Origin of the sequence: Paenibacillus taichungensis (genome assembly GCF_003287275.1) — a bacterium.
Classification (GTDB): Bacteria; Bacillota; Bacilli; order Paenibacillales; family Paenibacillaceae; genus Paenibacillus; species Paenibacillus taichungensis_A.
The window spans coordinates 16,690-36,422 of sequence record NZ_QEVW01000015.1 but is presented as its reverse complement, the minus strand read 5'-3'; the positions used below and the strand labels follow the sequence as shown (position 1 = coordinate 36,422).

Here is a 19,733-nt window from a genome sequence, read left to right as displayed (position 1 = left end):
TATATAAGTTTATATTTTTTATCCGGTCGTACCTTTTGTTGGTGATCCAGTAGATTCTCTCACGATGAGTTCAGGATCGATCCTTACATTAGCCCCACGTTTCATCGTACCGTCCATGCGTTTCAGCAGCATATCCGCAGCGGCGACCCCAATGCGGTCGGCAGGCTGCCGGACCGTTGTCAGATGGGGGTGCAGCTTGGATGAAATATATTGATCGTCATAGCCGACGATAGCTACCTGTTCAGGCACCTTGATGCCTTCTTCCATTAGGGCGTTCACGACCCCGAGCGCAATATGGTCATCGCCCGCGAACACCGCTGAAGGCAGGCGTCCCTCACGCAGCCATTTGCGGCAGATGTCATAACCAAAATCGATTTCGAAATCGCCCGTGATCATTTCAAACGGAGCCAGATCTTTCTCCTTAAGTGCCTGCAGGAAACCGCTGCGGCGCTCCCTCGTACTGCGGAACATATTCTGTCCGCTCAAGTGCGCGATAGAGGTATGGCCGAGATCAAGCAGATGCTTCGTAGCGGCATAGCCGCCTTTATAGTTATCAATTGTTACCGAAAAAGTATCATTCTCCGGCTTCTGATTGTCGATGAGGACATAAGGAATATTGCGACGCTTCAGTTCCACAATGTAGTTATCCTCTTCCATCGGCGAGAGCAGAATAAGTCCGTCTACCCGGTCCTCCTGGATTAGGTAATGGGTTTCATCGGAGCCAATGCCGGTAGAGACCGAAACAGCAAGAAAATAGCCGTGAAGTGCAAGCACTTCGTTCAGCTCTTTAACGACGGTGTCGAAGAAGGAGTCCTGTAGAGTGGTCATGATCAATCCGACGATTCCTGTTTTACCGCGGGCTAAACTCCGCGCAGCAGCGTTGGGATGGTAATCGAGCTCCTTGATAGCCTCCAGAACCTTTTGCCTATTTTTCTCTCGCACGGATTCTGCACCGTTTAAGACGCGAGAGACCGTTACGACGGACAGCCCTGATTTCTTTGCAACATCAAATATACTAACCTTCATTGTTTATTCTCCTTGCGGCAGATTTTCCGTACTTTATATTGACTTAACATTAGTATACATGTACGGAGGCTTAGCCGCGAAGCTAATTTGATAGATGCACCGCCCCTTGTGGGACGGCACAATGTTTAGCATTAACGTTTGATAATTTCCATGACTTTTTTCTGAATCGTCGGCATCACTTCTTCAACGGTGCTGTGTCCGGTATCGATCGGCTGCATCTCGTTGATGAACATGTCGTTGATCTGAGAATAGTGGGTGATCAGGTGGTTATAGGACTCAAATCCGTATTCTACAGCACCTTCGTAAACCTTCTTCACATCAGCCGCATCGATGCCATCAAAATGCTTGTAATAGGTTTCGGCTGCTTTCGTATTTACAGGAGGGTTGCCACCGCTCAGTTCGATGGATTTTTCCTGAATTTCGTCGCTGACGAGATACTTGATCCATTCAAAAGCTTCCTTCGGATGTTTGGAGCCCTTCAGAATCAAGAGTGGATCGACGAAAAGCACGCTGCGGACCTTGTCATTGCCGCCGGCAGGCACTGCAGCCACGCCAACCTTGAAAGGGAAGTCATTGGAGCCCGCAAGACTCCATGAGCCGCTGACGGTCATACCCACCTTGCCGGTTACGAACGCATCGCCGTTTTGCCCCGCTACGCTTTTGCTCCATTCCGTTGTCGGAGACACTTTATCTTTTAAAATCAGGTTGAACAGCTTGTTATAGGCTGCGATCACTTCAGGCGAATCGAAATGAGTCTCAGATGGTACGCCGCCGTTGGTCCAAGTATCCTGGGAGTAGGGTTCGGCTCCGAAATAGAGCGGGCGCATATCGCGCTCGGACCATGTGAAGTCAACGCCATACTGGGTTTTGGCAATGTCATTGGATACATGCGTCATTTGCTTCGCGTCGTCGACCATTTTGTCAAACGTCCAGCTCTTGTCCTCGTAATCGCTTGGAGGGTAAGGAACATTGGCAGCGTCAAACATGTCTTTGTTGTAGAGCATCAGAGAGACGTACATGTTGACCGGAATACCGTAGACTTGGTCTTTGACGGTGTAGATTTTCATAAGATCATCCGGGATGTTGTAGTCGGACGCTTTAAATCCGTCTTCCTTAATAATGTCGTTCATGTCGAGCAGCATGTCTTTGTTGTAATACTCTGCAAAACCGCCGTATCCATAATGGCTTGTGACGTCAGGTGATTTGCCCCCGGCAATCAGTGTTTGGAGTTTACTGTCGAACTGCTCGTAAGGAGCTTTCTCGATTTTTACCTTAATATTTGGATGTTGGGCTTCAAAATCCGGAACGAGCTTTTCGATAAAGGTGCGATCCTCGGAATCGATGGTGTAGTGCGTTATGGTTACTTGCCCACCTGAGTTAGCGCTATCGCCATCGTTACCGGGTACGACATCCCCCGCTGATTTGCCGCCGCTACAGCCGGACAATGCCAATACGACGAGCATGCTGGTCGCAAGCAAAAGTGTAAAAGACTTTTTGATTCTTATCGTTTTCATGAACGACAGTCCCCCATTTATTCAAGTTTTTTTGCCGCCCCTGCGGCGGAGCCTTTACTTGATGCCTGTAAGTACAATTCCTTCTACAAACCGCTTCTGGGCTATCGCAAACAGAGTCACGATCGGCAGCATGGCGAGTACGGAGGCAACCATGAGCAGATGCCACGGCGGAATTCGGAAACGCGAAGATGTGAAGGAAGACATACCGACCGGAAGCGTAAACTTATCCGATGAGCTTAAATAGAGCACTGGTGTCAAAAGATCGTTCCAGCTGTAGATGAAGGCAAAGATCGCAACGGTTGCAAGTGCCGGACCGGATAGAGGCAAAGCGATCTGTCGCCACATCCGGAACTCGCTGCAGCCATCGATGCGTCCAGCGTCAAACAGCTCATCCGGAAGCGTGGAGAAGAACTGTCGCAGCAAAAAGATGTTGTATGCCGAACCAAAAAACGCAGGGACAATCAGCGGCAGGAAGGTATCGATCCAGTTCAGCTTGGAAAAGAGAATGAACTGCGGAATCATAATCGCCGGATATGGAAGCATCATGGTGCTGAGCATGAGCATGAACCACAGGTTGCTGCCCTTGCCCCGATATCTGGCGAAGCCGTAGCCTGCAAGCGCTGACGAAAACAGGGTGCCAACAACGGTCAAAATGCCGATAATGAGACTGTTCATATACATTTGACCGAAGTTCAGCGTATCGAAAATTTCTCTGTAGTTACTCCACTGCCAGGATTCTGGCAGAAAGGTCGGAGGAAACGTCAGCAGTTCCTTCTTTGATTTCAGGGAGGTCGAGACCATGAAAAACAAAGGGAGCAGCATAAGAAAGGTTGTGACCACCAGGGCAATGAAGCTGGCAATGCTGAACGCGTCAATTTTGCGCCGGCGTTTATTCACAGAAGGTGAAGCCCCTGGTCCGGCAGTCGGAATCGTACTCATTTGCGTCCGCCTCCTTCATAGTGAACATAACGGTTCGAGAGTTTGATAATGAGCGCCGTAAACGCCATGACGACGATCAGCAGCACCCAAGCGAGTGCCGAGGAGTAGCCTGCCCTGTATTCCTTGAAGGCGCTGGTGTACAGGTTGTAAACATAGAACCAGGTCGAGTAGTTTGGACCCCCTTGGGTCATTACATACGCCTGTGTGAATACCTGGAAAGAATCAATGACGCCCATAATCAGCTGGAACAAAAGTACCGGTGAAATCATGGGCAGCGTCACATTCAGAAAAATTCGAAAGCGTCCCGCACCGTCAAGCCTGGCGGCTTCCACGAGACTTGAAGGAACCCCCTGAAGTCCCGCAAGGAAGAGAATCATGCCTGAGCCCACCGTCCAGAAGGACATAATCATCAGAGCGTAAAGCGCATAATCGGGACTCATGAGCCAGGCTGGGCCGCTAATGCCGAACCAGGACAGCACGTAATTGAACAGACCGATTGATGGGTTGAAAATCCAGTACCACAGCAAGGACATGGCGACGCCGGATACCATGCTCGGAAAATACATGGCCGTGCGGAAAAATCCGCGGAACGGTATTTTCGCATTGAGCAGGAGAGCGAATCCGAGTGCCAGCAGCAGCTGGATCGGTACACTGATAAAGGTATAGCGCACCGTTACGACAACAGATTTCCAAAACAGGTCATTTTGAAACATTTCTTTGTAATTCGCGAGTCCGACATATTTCGGCGGGTGGATAATGTCATAGTCCGTGAAGCTGTAATAAAGGGATGACAGAATCGGATACAAGGCAAACACGAAGAAACCGATAAGCCATGGAGAGATGAAGAGGTACATGTAAAATGTCTGCCGCCGGCTTTCGCGATGGGTCACATAAACACCAACCTTTCTATTTGATATAAAGTTATAACGCTTTAACTTTCAGAATTGAGTTATCCCATAAATAAAAGGTTTCATTTGATGTTATGTAGTTGAAAGTTAAAGTGCTTTAACTTTATTATCCGGACTGATGAGATTATCATAGTGGATGGTTTCTCAATTAGCAACCCTTTTTTTGGATGTTTGTAAGCGCTACCTTTTAGTTCCTTGGAAATTAAAGAAATTTCTTTGGAGGAATTTTCTCGAAAGGACTGTATTTTTAGGCCAAGTGTCTTAAGACATTTTTATTTTGAACCTAAAAAGTTTACTACGCAGTTCAGGTTACGTACTCTATGGACTGCAATTATCACAATGTTTGGGCTGTATTTTAGCAGGTGAGCGGGTCAAAGTAGGCCGGTAATTTGTGCACTGCATTCCTTCAATTTTTTACTTAACGCACGGTCTCTCTTTCGACTTAATCGCGCGGCAGGGCCGGATATAGCCAATGCTGCAATCACTTTACCATTATAAAATATTGGAGCAGCAACGCAGCGTAAACCCACTTCTGTTTCTTCATCATCAATGGCGTATCCTTGTTGACGTATTACGTTTAGATGCTCTTTTAATAAATGGTTGTCGTCAAAGGTATGCCTTGTTGCTTTGTGCTGGGTGAGGTGTGTAAGCATTTTTTTTAGTTGTTCATCACTTAGGTGCGCCAAGATAACTTTCCCAAAGGCACTTAGATGGGCATAAGCGGAATCACCTACACGTGTATGGCTACGGATGGCATGATTGCCCTCCACCACTTGAACTGTCATGACTTTCATTCCATCTAAAACTCCGATATAGGCAGTTTCGCCAAGATCCTGTGCTAATTGATGCAGGGTTGGAACAACTAACCAATTAAGTCGAGTGTTAGCAGACGATGAATGGTGTCCCTTTAATTCAGAAGCTTTGTACGTGTGACCATCTTTTTGAATAAATCCTGTCACTTCCAGCGTATATAGCAGACGGAAAGTTGTAGACTTGTTAAGGTTAAACCGATGCATGATCTCAGTCAGTCTCATGGGTACACCTTGTTGCAACGCGTCTAGAATGAGTAGTCCTTTTTTTAGGGTTGCAACCTCATATTGATCCATTTTTTCACCTCTAAGCATCCTTTAATTTTGTCTTTATGACTAACGATGTAGTTTCAGTTTTACTGAAAGCGGGAAATTATTATAATTGAATTATTGACATATAAACTGATTACATTCTTTATGCTGACCTCATTACAAATGAAAAAGAGAGGGAAAGAGCTTTACGCCCAAACCCTCTCCGGTATATTTAAGTGGTTATGACCATAACCATTGGACACTTATTCTCCTTTTAAAAACAGGCGAATGCCCTCAACTGCGTAAGCATGATCCAACTCGCCGGTTAATCCGCCAACCGTTACAGATCCGACTACGCCAACACCCTTGACACGGATAGGAATAGAACCCCCAACTGCTTGATATTCTGCAATAGAAAGCAGGGAGTGTTCTGAATGAGAAGCACCACTTTGGATAAAGCGCTGGTCGATGTAGGCAGAACTGCGGTTATAGTGATCAACAATCCGTTTTTTGCGAAATAACCATACGTAGTTCTCCTCCGAAGTACCATCCATGAGATGGGTAAACACGGGAACTCGGTTACGTTCAATATGCACGGCCACCGCTACGTTGTTTTCTTGAGCATACTGCACAATCTGGTTACCAATGACAAGAGCATCTTGATGGCTAAAACTTGTAAATTCTAATTCTTCCTCTAATAGTTCTAGTGATTTTAAATCCATTTATCCTCTCTCCTCAACAAAAAGATTCTGTTTATTATCCATTCTGTAGTTTATAGCTGCCAGTAAAAAGGCGAATCCTGCCATAATTGCACCGATCCAAGCCGTGTCCATCATATGCAAGTGGTCTACTGCAAGCCCACCCAATGTTGAACCAGCAGCGATCCCAATATTAAATGCAGAGATGTTTAATGCAGAAGCGACATCCTTGGCAGAAGGAACCAGCTTTTCTGCGAGCATTAGAATGTAAGCCTGTACGCCAGGAGACATCATAAAAGCGAAGAAACCCATTAATATGAGGGACAAAATGGTGAGCGTCTTGTTTGGCAATAGCCATATTTGGAGCAGCAGAGCAATGCCCTGAAACAGAAATACGAATCGAAGTGCCTTTACAGGATGTCCATTTGCTAATTTACCCCCGATAATATTTCCAATGGCTACAGCAACTCCGTAAATCAGCAGTAGCCATGAAATAGACGAAGATGAGTAGCGGCTAATCTCTTCAAGGATAGGAGAGATATACGTGAATAAAGCAAAGGTTCCACCGAAACCAAGAATCGTCATTAACAAGGCAGTGATGATTCGAGGATTAACAATCAAACTTCCAACAGCTCTTAAGGTCGGTGAGTGCATTGAACGTGGGACTTTTTCTACTGCCACAAGACTGACCAACAAGGCTATCAGCCCTAAAACTGCGACCACGGCAAATGACATACGCCAACCAAATTCCTGCCCGATATAGGTTCCAAGGGGAACACCCAAAATGGTAGCGACGGTTAACCCGGTGAACATAATGGAGATGGCGGTGCCTTTCTTGTTAGCAGGCACCATATCTGCGGCCACTGTAGCTGCAACAGCGAAAAATACACCATGTGCAATAGCTGTAATTATCCTAGATAAGAGCAAAAGGAAATAGGTGGAAGATATTGCTGCTAGAGCATTCCCTAAAGTGAAGACAATCATTAGGAACACCAGATATCCTTTTTTAGGTAATTTCCCGGTAATAACTACGACGATTGGGGTTCCAATAGCAAGGGCCACTGCATACCCTGAGACCAGGGTGCCAGCTTGCGTTACCGATATGCCAAGATCGGTGGCTACCTCTTGCAGAATACCGACAATAACAAATTCTGTCGTTCCAATAGCAAAAGCACTTATTGCAAGTGACATTAGTGCTATAAAAATTTTTGAATTCATACTTTCACCTCCTTATGTAGGCCAATATTAAGTGAGAACTTAATTGAGTTCAAATAAAGAAAAAAAGTTTCTATAAAAGAAACTTTTCTCGTTGGATACAATAATAATACCAATTGGAGAATCGATTGATTTTTACATAAACAATAACAACGTACTTAGCTTTGACCTTATGTCTCAATGCTTTCCAAATGATACACATCCATGCTGTCAATTATGGTTTCTATATTTTTCTGGTATGTTTGATAATGCTCGGTATTCACATGTGCGATTATGGCATTTTCGTCAGCCCAAGACTCATAAAAAACATATGTGTCTTCTTTTTCATGCGATTTATGCAGCTTGTATTGTATACAACCTTTCTCTGCACGAGACGGTTCAATAAGTTTGATCAATTCATCGCGTAGCTGTTCCTCTTGCCCAGGTTTTGCTTTTAGAATCGCACAAATGGTAATGACATTCATAAAATACACCTCTTAATAAAAAGTTTTGTTGATCTCTTGTTGATAAAACCTAAACAATAATTGAGTAACGATATTACTGTGTCTCTAAGCCGATATTTTTTCTGTACAGTGATTCTCCAAAGGGGTTAAAAGGGAAGATCTGTTGCTGAAATATGAAAAAAATGCATGCAGCATGGCCTATCATAGGTGAATCATAGGAGATTTTCAAAAAATGTTAGAAAGTTTCTAATAAAGAACCCATTCAGCAACCTTTCAGTTGAATTTAACGTTCCTATCGTCTGTATGGGATATAGTGGAACCAAGAAAGAGGAGGAGATCAACGATGAATATTTCTTCAGCAGCAAGTTCCACGACATCCTACATATCCACATCTTCATCGAGTTCGAACAGCACAAGCGAGCTAGAAAAACAAAAGACGAAGCTTGAGGCCGAATTGGAGAAAGTGCAATCCAGCAAGGACGATGAGAAAACCAAGGAGACCAAAACGAAGCAGATACAGCAGCAAATCAAGCAAATCGAAGCTCAAATCTCGCAGCAAAGTTCCCAGAGCAGCGGTACAACCGCAACCAAAGAAGCGCCGCCGGCCAAACCACCAGCCAATGGAATGCAAGCAGCATCCCCGCAAGAAATTGCCAATGCAACGACGGACAGCAATGGCCGATTTGATATTCGGGTATAAGATGTAATACAGAACCTACTATAAAACTGAATATAAAATATTTTAAACGAGCGAGCTAATTCATAAGTTATAGCAGATTGGCTCAACCAAAAGACCTGCCTGATCTCTTTAGATCAAGCAGGTCTTTTGGTTGTTCACATGCATATGCTTTATTCAATCGTTAAACCGTTTATCCGTTCAGAGACGGCTCTTTTTTTGTAGTACATGCCGATAGTCACCAGAACTGCCAACTCGGATAGCGGAACGGCAAGCCAAACGCCAGTGACACCCAAGAATGAAGGGAGGATCGCAATCAATGCAACCATAATAATCATCTCGCGTGCTGCTGTAATCCAGATGGCCATTTTGGCATTTCCGACAGATTGGAAGTACGTACTCATAACAAAGTTAATACCCATGAACAAGTATGCAAAAGTAAAGATTCGCAAACCGTACACGGCGTTATCCGTCACGCTGGCACTGAAGTTCCCGAAGATTTGCACAAAATAAGGTGCGCCCAGTTGTACAACGAGTAACAGCAGAACCCCACATGCCAGAGCCGTTCTGGAGGCTAAGCGAATGGTCTGTTTTTCCCGATCCATCTGTTTGGCTCCGTGATAATAACTGACCAAAGGTTGGGCAGCGGAGGCCAGACCAAGAAATGCCAGCAGAACAACACCATGAATATAGTTCAAGACTGTAAAAGACGCTACGCCATCCGTGCCCGCAATCCGATCCAGTGAGATGTTGTGAGAGATGGAGAAGACGGACATGCCCAGTTCAGCCAGGAAGCTGGGAAAACCAATGAGTGCAATGGAAGCCAGCAGTTTGGTACTCCATTTGAATCGGGTGAATTTGAGATTGTTATTTTTCCTGAAAAAGTGAGTTAGCAACACTAGAAGTGCCAGAGATGCCGATACAATTGTACCCATCGCAACACCACGTACACCCCATTCCAGCACGTATAACGTTATATAGTTAAGCACAATATTGGCTACTGCAAACGTAATCTGAGCATACATGGACGTATTGGGATTTCCGTCGTTCCGAACAAAAATAGTGAGTGCATTCTCAATGGTAAAGACAAAACCGAACAACAGCATAATATTCATATAGTCCGCAGCAAACGGGAATGTTTCAGTATTGGCACCAAGCGCGAAGACAAGTTTATCTCTAAAAGAATATGCCGTATATCCAATAACCATCGTAATCAGCAAAATAATCGTAATGGATTTGGTGAAGAGTTGTCTCGCTGTCGTGAGATCCTTCTTACCCATATAGGTGGAATACAAAGTTGCCCCGCCCATTCCAATCCATAGCGACATGGCTACAAAAAGCGTATAGACAGGAGAAGCAATCCCGATTCCGGCGAGCGCTGTAGACCCAAGCTTGTGACCAACCATAATACCGTCGATAATAAAGTTGAAAGCGATAACGAGCATCCCTAATATGGAAGGCACGAGGTAGCTTACAAATGCCTTACCTACAGATTGCCTTTCTAATGGATGCGTCCAATTTGTGTTCATGATGACCTCCGTTATTATACTGAACGTTCGTTCTATATTATATTATACTGAACGTTCGTTCTGTATAATAACATACCGTGAATTTGGTTGGCAACTTTTCCAAAAGATGACCGTTTATATGGTAGAGTTAATAGAGCACCTTTTATGATACGGGAGGGAATCTCTTTATGAAGCAAAACAAATACGATGAAGCCGAGTTTTTCAGCAATTACAGTCAGATGGCCCGGTCAACCCAAGGGCTGGAGGCCGCAGGCGAGTGGCATGAACTGCAAACGATGCTACCGGAATTAAAGGGCAAGAACGTACTGGATCTGGGGTGCGGCTTTGGTTGGCACTGTCGATATGCACGTGAGCAACAGGCTAGTTCTGTGGTTGGCGTGGATCTGTCTGAAAATATGCTGCAACGTGCACGCGAGATGACGGATGATCCTCAGATTGAGTACCAGCGTATGGCGATTGAGGATATCGATTTTGCACCTGGACAATTTGATGTGGTGATCAGCTCCCTGGCTTTGCATTATATTGAGCGTCTGGATCAGGTATACGCAAAAATAAATAAATATCTTGTCCAAGGAGGGACGTTTGTCTTGTCTGCGGAGCATCCCATCTTCACGGCGCGGGCGGAGCAGGACTGGCATTATGGACCTCAAGGTGAAATACTGCATTGGCCTGTGGATCATTATCAAGAGGAAGGGCAGCGGGTAGCGAACTTTCTGAACCAGGACGTGGTGAAATATCATCGGACGATGGCGACTCATCTGAATGAATTGATTCAAGCTGGTTTTGTCATTCAACAGGTAGCCGAGTCCAAGCCATCCCCTGAGATGATGGAGCAGGTTCCAGGTATGCGAGACGAGAATCGTCGACCGATGTTTCTGATGATTGCCGCGGTTAAGGCTTGAGCAGCAGCTTCGGCATCAAAATGAAGTTTATGAGTTTTATATTAGATAGACCAGCGCGTTCAGTACAACTGGACATTGCTGGTTTATTTTATTTTGCAGGATAGGGAGAAGAAATAAACCGTTTGGGAACCAAACCCGAATGGACGCAGTCTTATTAAGTGAGGTGAACATCAGTTGGACTATCAATATCTGGCACACGCTCAGACGATCGACAATTACACACTTAGCAGCATGATGGATGATTACGGGAACGATGTATGGAACTATGCGTACTTTCTGACCAAAAGTACCGAGCAGGCAGATGAATTGTCACAGGAGGTGTTTATCCGGGCATATTCCGGGATCACCCATTTTCGAGGAGAATGCTCATTGAAGACATGGCTGCTGACCATTACTAGGAACACAACATTTACATACCGAAAGTCCAGATTTTTTCGCAGCAGTTTATGGGGAGAGACACTGCCAATCCATACGGAACAGGTGAATACGAGCCAGGGTGAGATGAAGCCTGAAAAATGGGTTCACCCCTCTGCCGAAGCAGAGGCGATCAGCAGGGAGCACGTTCATGAAATCTGGGACATCATCATGGCTCTGCCGGATAAATTCCGGGAATTGCTTTTGCTGCATCTGAAGTATGAGCTTACGACGAGTGAAATTGCGGAAATGCTGGGCATCAGCGCAGGAACGGTCAAATCGCGACTGTCCAGGGCGAAGGCCAAAGTACGGAAACAGTGGGAGGAACGAAGCGAATGAAACATGTGGATGATGAATGGGAAAAAGTAGTCAAACAGGAGCCGTTTGCGGCGTCTCCTTTTACCGAGGGGCATAAGCAGAACGTACTTCGCCAGGTAGCCTGGCTCAAATCGGGATCTGCACAGGAAATCAGCGATGCTGGGGACAAGTTCATCGAGCCAAAAAAACTGCTCAATCAACATAGACGCCGTCTTCGCTCCCGCAGAGCTGTTATGGCGTGCACGACGATTGCAGCCGTGGCAGCGGCGGTCATTTTCTGGAACGGGCAGATTGTGGACCCTGTAATCGAAAAAGTATATCCCACAGCAGCGCTGCAATATACGGATGATGCCGGCATGAGCCTGCTCACAGACAAGATGAAAAAGAATGTAGCCGTCACGATGCGAGACTATCTTGGCAAACAATTACTCATAACCAAAGTGCAGGATCTGCCTGTTTCTGGAAGAGTGTATGTCGAGGCCGGAAAAGAAGGCGATGCAGAATATGCGTTGATCTGGCTTGATGCGGCAACAGGCAATCTGCGTGAGGTACAGATGAGACGGGAGATGGCAGCTAATGAGCTGGAGCATCGTTATTTGCGTCAAATTCCGTCACTGCTTGAAGGGATAAAAAGTGACCCTACGCTAAAACCGATCTCAGCCAGACGTTATGTGAAAATGAAGCAGGGCCAGGAAAAACCGGTATGGTTCACAACAGTGTTTTTGGAGAATAGTAGGGGCAGTGGCAGTATCGAATGGACAAGGGATGAAGCGGTATCCGTTTCTGGTAGTGTGAGTTCGGATAATGTATCACAAGATTTAATAACAGAAGCCAGAATGTCGATTGAAGCCTTGTCTGGTGAGCCTGCACCTGATTTGAAAGATATAATTTTTGAACAAAATGGCAAGACGATTGAAGATACAACGGAACTGTATTTTGGAGATCGTTATTTAGTAAGTAGAATTGGTGGGATGTTTAGCGATAAATATACTGTTATGGATTTCCAGAGGGGGGTTCCAGAACTTGAATCTGGGGAAGAGTATGAGCTTTACTTTGAGAAGTTACGTAATATGAAGGAAAGTGTAATCAGGCAGAATGCAGCACCAATAATCAAACAAATGTTCAATATTGATCTTGATAAATATAAACTAAAAAGAGACCCTAACGCGCTTGGAATGGTCACATTCAGTTCATCAGAGACAAAGATCTACAATACTTTTAAGGTTCGATATGAAGATGATGCACGGATTACAATGATTACAAGAATTGACCTCTAAGATTTGGTTTCATATGATACAATCAAATTAATAGATGGATGGATGGAGCATAAGGAGCATAACGATGAAATATTTGGTGAGTTCATGTCTTGCTGGCGTAGCCTGCCGTTACAACGGAACAGCGAGTCTGGATGCAAAGATTCAGGAGCTTGTAGAGCAGGAACAGGCAAAGATGGTCTGCCCGGAGCTGCTTGGAGGATTTTCTACCCCGCGGGAGCCGGCTGAAATTATCGGCGGTACGGGTAAGGATGTGCTGGCAGGTACAGCCAAGGTCATGGAGAAGAGTGGTAATGACGTCACGGATCTGTACATCAAAGGAGCCTATCAGACACTCGAATGGGCGCAAAAACTGGATGTCACCTGTGTGGTGCTCAAAGAATTCAGTCCTTCCTGTGGTACACAGATGATCTACGATGGCAACTTTGCCAACCACAAAGTCGTGGGCGAAGGGGTTACTTCTGCTTTGCTGCGGCAAGAGGGGTTTAAGGTTATCTCGGAAAATGAGTTCATGGAACAGCTCTAATTGTTGTAATTTTAATTATCTCTGACATGAATCATAGGTAAGTCGCCTGGGGGAGCAGCAGATCCATGGCGACTTGTTTTTTGTTACAGCAGGGCTGGCACTTTATTATTGAAAAACCTTGCTAGAAATAATGGTTACTTTTATATACTAAGAAACATTATTGTGCGTACTTTTATATTTTGGATATAAACTCTAAAATAATACTCAGGTATTCAGGTGAGACCATAAACATGAACATAAACAAGAAAAGGATGTGCAGATTATATGGAATTCTCGGCAAATGCCATTACAAAAGAAAACGTCTTGAACGCTTACCATTTTCGGCATGCAACCAAACAGTTTGATGCTTCACGTACCATTTCAGCAGAAGACTTCGAGTATATTTTGGAAACGGGACGATTGTCGCCAAGCTCCATCGGATTGGAACCATGGAAATTTCTGATTGTGCAGAACCCGGATTTCCGCAAGCGTCTGTCCGAAGTTTCTTCCGGGGCTCAGAAACAATTGGCGGGGGCAAGCCATTTTGTTGTCATTCTGGCGCGATCCGATGCGAGTTATAACTCGCCATACGCGGAATATATGTTGAAAGAAATCAAGGGCATGCCGGATGACGTATTTGAGTTGACTCGTGAAGCTTATGGCAAATTTCAAAAGAACCAACGAATGCTTGAGAACCCGCGTACTTTATTTGACTGGGCGTCGAAACAGACTTATATTGCTCTCGGTAATATGATGACTGCGGCAGCTCTGATTGGTATCGACTCCTGCCCAATTGAAGGGTTTAACTATGAGGCCGTACATCATATTCTGGAAGAGGAAGGTCTGCTGGAGGATGGACTATGGGATGTTTCCGTCATGGCAGCCTTTGGTTATCGGGCGGAAGATCCGCCACGCGAGAAATCCCGTCAGTCTCTGGATAAAATCACGCAGTGGATTGATTAAAATTTAACGTGTGATCTGCTATTTATATATAAAACATAACGGGGGCGGTTCCATATCGTTGTTCAAAAAATGATATGGGACCACCCTTTGTTATCTTATTCTAATGAACCGTGCACACGTTATTCGCTTCTATATACATAGGTCTGAGATGTAACGAATTACAGAGAGGTTATTTCGTCCAGTGGGTCGATTTTTACGTTTCGGGGCTAAGTTTATGAATGAATAACTGTCCTGAGGTTCGTTACATTCTGAGTTCCTTGATTAATTACCTTTTAAGGTGAGGTAGGTTCGTTAACGCTTTGGTGCGAGAGGGAAAACCCATTGGAAAGATTCGAGCGATAAAAAGGCTTGAAAATACATAGATGTCTATGTATAATAAACTCATGCCAAAATACAACGCAATTGCACTGATCGCAAGAATCAGAGATCACATTAACAAACAGATTGTTCAGGAGCTGGAGAAGCACAATGTTACAGGAATTGTCCCGTCCCACGGTGACATCCTGATGTTCCTCTACCATGAAGATGCACTGTCCATCAAGATGCTGGCGGAGCGAGTCCATCGGACCCAACCAACCGTCACCGTATTGGTGAACAAGCTGGAGAAGTTGGGATATGTAGAACGCAGTAAGAGTGCCGAAGACAGCCGAGTAACGATGATTCGTTTGACCGAGCAGGGGCGTCAACTGGAACCTGTATTTCGTCAGGTATCACAACAGATTAACGGGATGGTGTATGGTCATTTGACGGACGATCAGGCGGATCAGCTGGAGAGTTTGTTGACCGGTATCGTTCGCAAGTTATAACGATAACCAACTTTAAGCATTTTGCATAATTAACAAATCGAGACAATCGGACGATATAAAAATGCAAAATGCTTCGCCTCCCTTTTTTTACCCATATATATAGATGTCTATGTATATTGCGAAGTACTATTCAAGATTTTTTGGCAGTGAAATTTAATATTAACCTGGAGGGATTATTTCTAATGAAACATCTAATCGTATATGCTCACCCGCACACAGACAGCTTGAACCACGCCATTTTGAAAACCGCAGTGGAAACACTTGAGGCTCAAGGCCATGAAGTTGTTGTACGCGATCTGTACGCACTTGGATTCCAGCCCGTATTGAGCGCTGTGGACACAGCGTCCATGCGTGCAGGACAAACGCCGCAAGATATTGCAACCGAACAGAAATTTGTAGCGGAAGCAGAGGCCATTACCTTTATTTATCCCATCTGGTGGACAGGTCTTCCCGCCATCATGAAAGGGTATGTCGATCGTGTATTCGCCTACGGTTTTGCTTATGCTTCCGGTGAAGCCGGCATTGAGAAATTGCTGACAGGCAAAAAAGGTCTGATCATTAATACACACGGCACGCCAAGTGAAATTTACGATCAAATCGGCATGACTGCCAGCATCAAAATGACTTCCGATATCGGTATCTTCGATTTTGTAGGTATTGAAGCGGTAGATCACTTGCTCTTCGGTAGTATCGGTTATTTGGAGACATCGGCTTATCAGTCCATGCTGGAACAAGTAAAAGAAACGGTCAGCACCAAGTTCTAAACGTATACACATGTATTTATTGGCAGGCCGGTTCGTTCATCGAATCGGTCTGTTTGGTTTGCAAAATGAAAGAAAGGCGGTATAATCTTACCCATGGAACCTATACTCATATTCAAAGCATTATCCAACGAGACACGTCGACAGATTCTGTTGTGGCTCAAAAACCCGGAGCAGCACTTTCCACCGCTGGAGTTATCCCAGCATCCGGATGCGGGAAAAAACGGCATATGTGTTGGAACGATTCAGGTGAAGGCCGGACTGGCTCAATCCGTCATATCCAGCTATCTGCTGACCATGCTCAAAGCCGGGTTGCTGATCTCCGAGCGTAGGGGACAGTGGACGTATTATCGCCGCAACGAAGAAACCATTCGTCAATTTGCCGAGTACGTACAGCATGAGTTATAAGCCGGACGCCGAGACGGAAGCAAGAATGCAGGTGCAGGCGGGTATTCCGTCCGGATGTAAACGGCTTGAGGAGTAGCTCTGCCACATCATTTTTTTGTGCTTTTACATCTATATATCTGGATATACAAAAATAAAAATATAATCACAGAGGAGAACTTTCTATTATGTCTACCGATAACACAGCTTCATCCCATAAAAAACATATTAACGACGTTAAATTGTCCATTCTGGATTTGGCTCCTGTCGTTGTAGGTGCCACGCCTGCGGATGCGCTTCGCAACAGTCTGGATCTTGCTCAGCACGCAGAGCGTTGGGGTTACCACCGATACTGGGTAGCGGAACACCACAACATGCCCGGAATCGCTTCTTCCGCGACCTCGGTTGTCATTGGTTATCTTGCGGGTGGAACGAAGAGCATTCGTCTCGGTTCAGGCGGAATCATGCTGCCTAACCATGCGCCGCTTGTGATTGCCGAGCAGTTTGGTACACTGGAATCCCTATATCCAGGCCGGATTGACCTTGGGCTGGGCCGTGCACCGGGGAGTGACCGACGTACGTCTCTTGCTTTGCGTAAAGACCTGAACAGCGGTGAAGATTTCCCTGAATTGCTGGCTGAGCTTAGAGCATTCTTCGATGCTTCTGCTACATCGTATCACGCGCCTGTTCGCGCTGTACCCGGTGAAGGATTGAATATCCCGATTTACTTGCTCGGCTCCAGTGATTTCAGTGCTCGTCTCGCCGGACAGCTGGGATTGCCGTTTGCTTTTGCCAGCCATTTCTCACCGGATTACACCCGGATTGCACTTGAAACGTATCGGAGCAGCTTCCAGCCATCCGATCACTTGAAGGAACCCCATGTTATTGTGGGTGTAAATGCTGTCGTGGCGGATACCGACGAAGAGGCAGCATGGCTTGGTACAACGATGCAGCAGCAGTTCCTGAACATTATTCGTGGGACAACCGGATTGGTGCAGCCACCAGCGGATATGGAGGGCAAGTGGACAGATCGTGAGAAAGCGGGTGTAGAGCAGACGCTGAAAGCAGCTGTGAACGGTTCTCCAGAGACTGTGCGTGGTCAACTGGAATCATTTATTGCTCAGACCCAAGCGGATGAGCTGATTATTACGTCGATGATTTATGATCATCAGGCACGCTTACACTCGTATGAGCTGATTGCTCAACTGGCGGGAAAAGCATAAACGTAAGTAAAAGTATAAAGTAAAAGCTAAAGCGCAACATCCGACGTAATCATAGATGCGGATGCAGCTGACATATGAACGGTTGGCCTCTTTGGAGGCGAGCCGTTTTTTGGTAGGGATATTTTTCAAAGGAATCGTATGGGGCATAAGGTTCATTTTAGGGTAAAATGAACTTACCGCTCTAATTTGAAACGGTTAAACAGCGCCATACGTATAAACTCAATGTGTTATACATATGTTGGCTTGTACAAGCAACTTTATGCGCCGTCAAGAAACATGCAGGTTTACAGCTTATGCTTGGATAAAGGATACATAAGAGAGGAAGACACGCCTATGGAGCAACCCGAGCAACCCCGCATTTGGCCGGATCGGTTTAAACGATTTTTTTTGAATAATAAGTTTGTCCTTTTTCTGTTAATTCTGCTGCTGGTAGGACTGAACGTGATGGTTCTTACCAAAGTATCCTTTGTTTTGCACCCGCTCGCGGTGCTGATCAAGACGATTGTGCTGCCGATTATTCTGTCGGGTATCCTCTATTACCTGTTGAATCCGATTGTGGATGTGATGGAACGATGGAAGATCAAGCGCGGCTGGTCCATTTTGATTTTATATCTTGCTATCGGAGGTATTCTGACAGTTGTCGTGCTGGCGGTCATTCCGGTCGTACGCAACCAGATCATGGGGCTGATCGAAAATTTCCCAACATATAGTGAGACGGTAAAGCATCAGTTTGAGGAACTTACGGGCAGCCAGCTGTTCAGTCAGTTCCAGGAAACGGTGAATCTGAATTCTCAGGACTGGTGGGGCACGATTTCCCAGAAAGCCACTGAAATTTTGAACTCGACCTGGACCAAATTGGGCGGATTCCTCGGCGCGTTCACCGAGACGGTACTGTCCATTGTAACCGTTCCGTTTATTCTGTTCTATCTGCTGAAAGACGGCAAGAAACTTCCGTCCAAAATTTTGTCTTTCCTGCCAATCAAGAGCCGTACAGGTGCAATGCATGTGCTGGAAGATATCAATCACCAGATCAGTTCGTTCATTCGTGGACAGATTATCGTCAGCTTCTGCATCGGTATTCTGCTCTACATCGGGTATATGATTATTGGTCTGGACTATGCGCTGATTCTTGCGATTATCGCATCGTTCACGAGTGTTGTACCGTACCTCGGACCTGCAATCGCGATTACGCCTGCGTTGATCGTGGCGCTGGTGACTTCCCCGGTGATGCTGCTGAAGATGGTGGCGGTGTGGACGATCGTGCAATTAATTGAGGGTAAATTCATCTCACCTCAGATTATGGGCAAAACGCTCAAGATTCACCCGATCACGATTATCTTTGTCATTCTGACATCAGGCAATCTGTTCGGTGTAGTGGGCATTCTGTTAGCCGTTCCGGGATACGCGGTGCTGAAAGTGTGTGTGTCGCATATCTTCAACTGGTTCAAGGAAAGATCCGGCCTGTATGATCCGAAGAATAACAATCTACTGTAACTGGAGCGGGCATATCCGTAAGCTAGATCCATGATAAACTTCTTTTTTTGGCAAAACGGTGCCCTTATACAACAGAACCCCCGTCCATCGGCTAACAGCCGAGAGGCGGGGGTTCTGTTGGTTGAACAGGCAGGCTAATGCCTAGCCATGTTTAATATGCTGAAGCGTCTGCAGGAAGATCTGCTCAATGTGTGCATCATCCAGAGAATAATACACGGTCTTGCCTTCTTTGCGCCGCTTGACAATCCGCATGTTGCGGAGTGACCGCAGCTGGTGCGAAATGGCCGACTGTCCCATATCGAGCAGCACCGTCAGATCGTGCACACATAATTCCTTCTGCAACAGCGCATCAATAATACGAAGCCGTGTCGGGTCGCTGAAAGCCTTGAACCAATCAGCCATCTCGGAAGAGGTCTCGCGATCCATGAGAGAAGCACGAATGGTTTGCACATCAGCCTCTGTTCCAGAGCAGGCTGCGTCGCATTCGGCTGGAGCTTTAACCGGTTGTTCCATTTCCTATCACCACCTATATTAACTCAACCTTTGATTTGATCAAATGTTCTTCGATAAGCCTATTATATCCAAAAAACGTCTAAAGCGAAATGATTACTATTAGCATATTCTGTATGAAAAATCAACTGGAATTGTTGACACTCATGTTTAAGCGTGCATATAATAGG

General features: G+C 45.6%; 21 protein-coding genes. 11 read left to right on the top strand and 10 right to left on the bottom strand.

All coding sequences use genetic code 11. From position 1 onward, the window contains the following. Positions 1-18: 18 nt before the first annotated feature. The 8 genes from DC345_RS22500 to DC345_RS22465 form a co-directional block, all read right to left on the bottom strand. Positions 19-1,026: a LacI family DNA-binding transcriptional regulator gene (locus DC345_RS22500; RefSeq protein WP_063567785.1), complete on the bottom strand. Its 1,008-nt coding sequence runs from the start codon at positions 1,024-1,026 to the stop codon at positions 19-21. Between the two features lie 131 nt (positions 1,027-1,157). Continuing rightward, a complete protein-coding gene (locus DC345_RS22495) occupies positions 1,158-2,540 on the bottom strand; it encodes an ABC transporter substrate-binding protein (protein ID WP_113055036.1) in 1,383 nt (460 codons plus the stop codon). Positions 2,541-2,594: 54 nt separating this feature from the next. Then, a complete protein-coding gene (locus tag DC345_RS22490) occupies positions 2,595-3,479 on the bottom strand; it encodes a carbohydrate ABC transporter permease (RefSeq protein WP_113055035.1) in 885 nt (294 codons plus the stop codon). Continuing rightward, a complete protein-coding gene (locus DC345_RS22485; protein ID WP_053779693.1) occupies positions 3,476-4,333 on the bottom strand; it encodes a carbohydrate ABC transporter permease in 858 nt (285 codons plus the stop codon). The genes DC345_RS22490 and DC345_RS22485 overlap by 4 nt, the downstream gene beginning before the upstream one ends. A 425-nt stretch (positions 4,334-4,758) precedes the next feature. Beyond that, positions 4,759-5,493 carry an IclR family transcriptional regulator gene (locus DC345_RS22480; protein WP_181586693.1) on the bottom strand — a complete coding sequence of 245 codons (735 nt, stop codon included), beginning with the start codon at positions 5,491-5,493 and terminating at the stop codon, positions 4,759-4,761. 218 nt (positions 5,494-5,711) lie between these two features. Continuing rightward, on the bottom strand, positions 5,712-6,170 hold the full coding sequence (locus tag DC345_RS22475; protein WP_113055033.1) for a heme-binding protein: 459 nt from the start codon (positions 6,168-6,170) through the stop codon (positions 5,712-5,714). Further along, the gene (locus DC345_RS22470) at positions 6,171-7,364 is read right to left on the bottom strand and encodes an MFS transporter (RefSeq protein WP_113055032.1); all 1,194 of its coding nucleotides are present in this window, start codon (positions 7,362-7,364) and stop codon (positions 6,171-6,173) included. A 167-nt stretch (positions 7,365-7,531) separates the two neighbouring features. Next, a complete protein-coding gene (locus tag DC345_RS22465; protein ID WP_113055031.1) occupies positions 7,532-7,825 on the bottom strand; it encodes a putative quinol monooxygenase in 294 nt (97 codons plus the stop codon). Positions 7,826-8,147: 322 nt separating this feature from the next. Between DC345_RS22465 and DC345_RS22460 the strand changes: the two genes are divergently transcribed. After that, entirely contained in the window at positions 8,148-8,504 is a 357-nt protein-coding gene (locus tag DC345_RS22460) for a FlxA-like family protein (protein WP_113055030.1), read from the top strand. 149 nt (positions 8,505-8,653) lie between these two features. On the opposite strand, the gene DC345_RS22455 is transcribed toward DC345_RS22460, so the two are convergent. Then, the gene (locus DC345_RS22455) at positions 8,654-10,009 is read right to left on the bottom strand and encodes an MATE family efflux transporter (RefSeq protein ID WP_113055029.1); all 1,356 of its coding nucleotides are present in this window, start codon (positions 10,007-10,009) and stop codon (positions 8,654-8,656) included. A 167-nt stretch (positions 10,010-10,176) separates the two neighbouring features. Between DC345_RS22455 and DC345_RS22450 the strand changes: the two genes are divergently transcribed. From DC345_RS22450 to DC345_RS22405, 10 genes are all read left to right on the top strand, one after another. Further along, positions 10,177-10,911: a class I SAM-dependent methyltransferase gene (locus tag DC345_RS22450; protein ID WP_113055028.1), complete on the top strand. Its 735-nt coding sequence runs from the start codon at positions 10,177-10,179 to the stop codon at positions 10,909-10,911. Between the two features lie 174 nt (positions 10,912-11,085). Continuing rightward, complete coding sequence (locus tag DC345_RS22445; RefSeq protein ID WP_113055027.1) at positions 11,086-11,664, top strand: RNA polymerase sigma factor; 579 nt, start codon at positions 11,086-11,088, stop codon at positions 11,662-11,664. Further along, entirely contained in the window at positions 11,661-12,920 is a 1,260-nt protein-coding gene (locus DC345_RS22440) for a hypothetical protein (protein ID WP_113055026.1), read from the top strand. Before DC345_RS22445 ends, DC345_RS22440 begins: the two co-directional genes overlap by 4 nt. Positions 12,921-12,984: 64 nt before the next feature. Further along, a complete protein-coding gene (locus tag DC345_RS22435) occupies positions 12,985-13,443 on the top strand; it encodes a 2-thiouracil desulfurase family protein (protein WP_113055025.1) in 459 nt (152 codons plus the stop codon). 264 nt (positions 13,444-13,707) lie between these two features. Next, positions 13,708-14,385 carry an NAD(P)H-dependent oxidoreductase gene (locus DC345_RS22430; RefSeq protein ID WP_113055024.1) on the top strand — a complete coding sequence of 226 codons (678 nt, stop codon included), beginning with the start codon at positions 13,708-13,710 and terminating at the stop codon, positions 14,383-14,385. 362 nt (positions 14,386-14,747) lie between these two features. Then, on the top strand, positions 14,748-15,191 hold the full coding sequence (locus DC345_RS22425) for a MarR family winged helix-turn-helix transcriptional regulator (RefSeq protein ID WP_309304345.1): 444 nt from the start codon (positions 14,748-14,750) through the stop codon (positions 15,189-15,191). Positions 15,192-15,373: 182 nt separating this feature from the next. Next, the gene (locus DC345_RS22420) at positions 15,374-15,955 is read left to right on the top strand and encodes an NAD(P)H-dependent oxidoreductase (RefSeq protein ID WP_113055023.1); all 582 of its coding nucleotides are present in this window, start codon (positions 15,374-15,376) and stop codon (positions 15,953-15,955) included. Positions 15,956-16,048: 93 nt separating this feature from the next. Continuing rightward, positions 16,049-16,360 carry an ArsR/SmtB family transcription factor gene (locus DC345_RS22415; RefSeq protein WP_053779673.1) on the top strand — a complete coding sequence of 104 codons (312 nt, stop codon included), beginning with the start codon at positions 16,049-16,051 and terminating at the stop codon, positions 16,358-16,360. Positions 16,361-16,524: 164 nt separating this feature from the next. Next, positions 16,525-17,559, top strand: a complete 1,035-nt coding sequence (locus DC345_RS22410; protein ID WP_113055022.1) for an LLM class flavin-dependent oxidoreductase — start codon at positions 16,525-16,527, stop codon at positions 17,557-17,559. Between the two features lie 333 nt (positions 17,560-17,892). After that, positions 17,893-19,053, top strand: a complete 1,161-nt coding sequence (locus tag DC345_RS22405; RefSeq protein WP_113055021.1) for an AI-2E family transporter — start codon at positions 17,893-17,895, stop codon at positions 19,051-19,053. A gap of 141 nt (positions 19,054-19,194) precedes the next feature. Here DC345_RS22405 and DC345_RS22400 read toward each other — a convergent pair whose 3' ends face one another. Then, positions 19,195-19,566, bottom strand: a complete 372-nt coding sequence (locus tag DC345_RS22400) for an ArsR/SmtB family transcription factor (protein ID WP_053779670.1) — start codon at positions 19,564-19,566, stop codon at positions 19,195-19,197. Positions 19,567-19,733 lie beyond the last annotated feature (167 nt).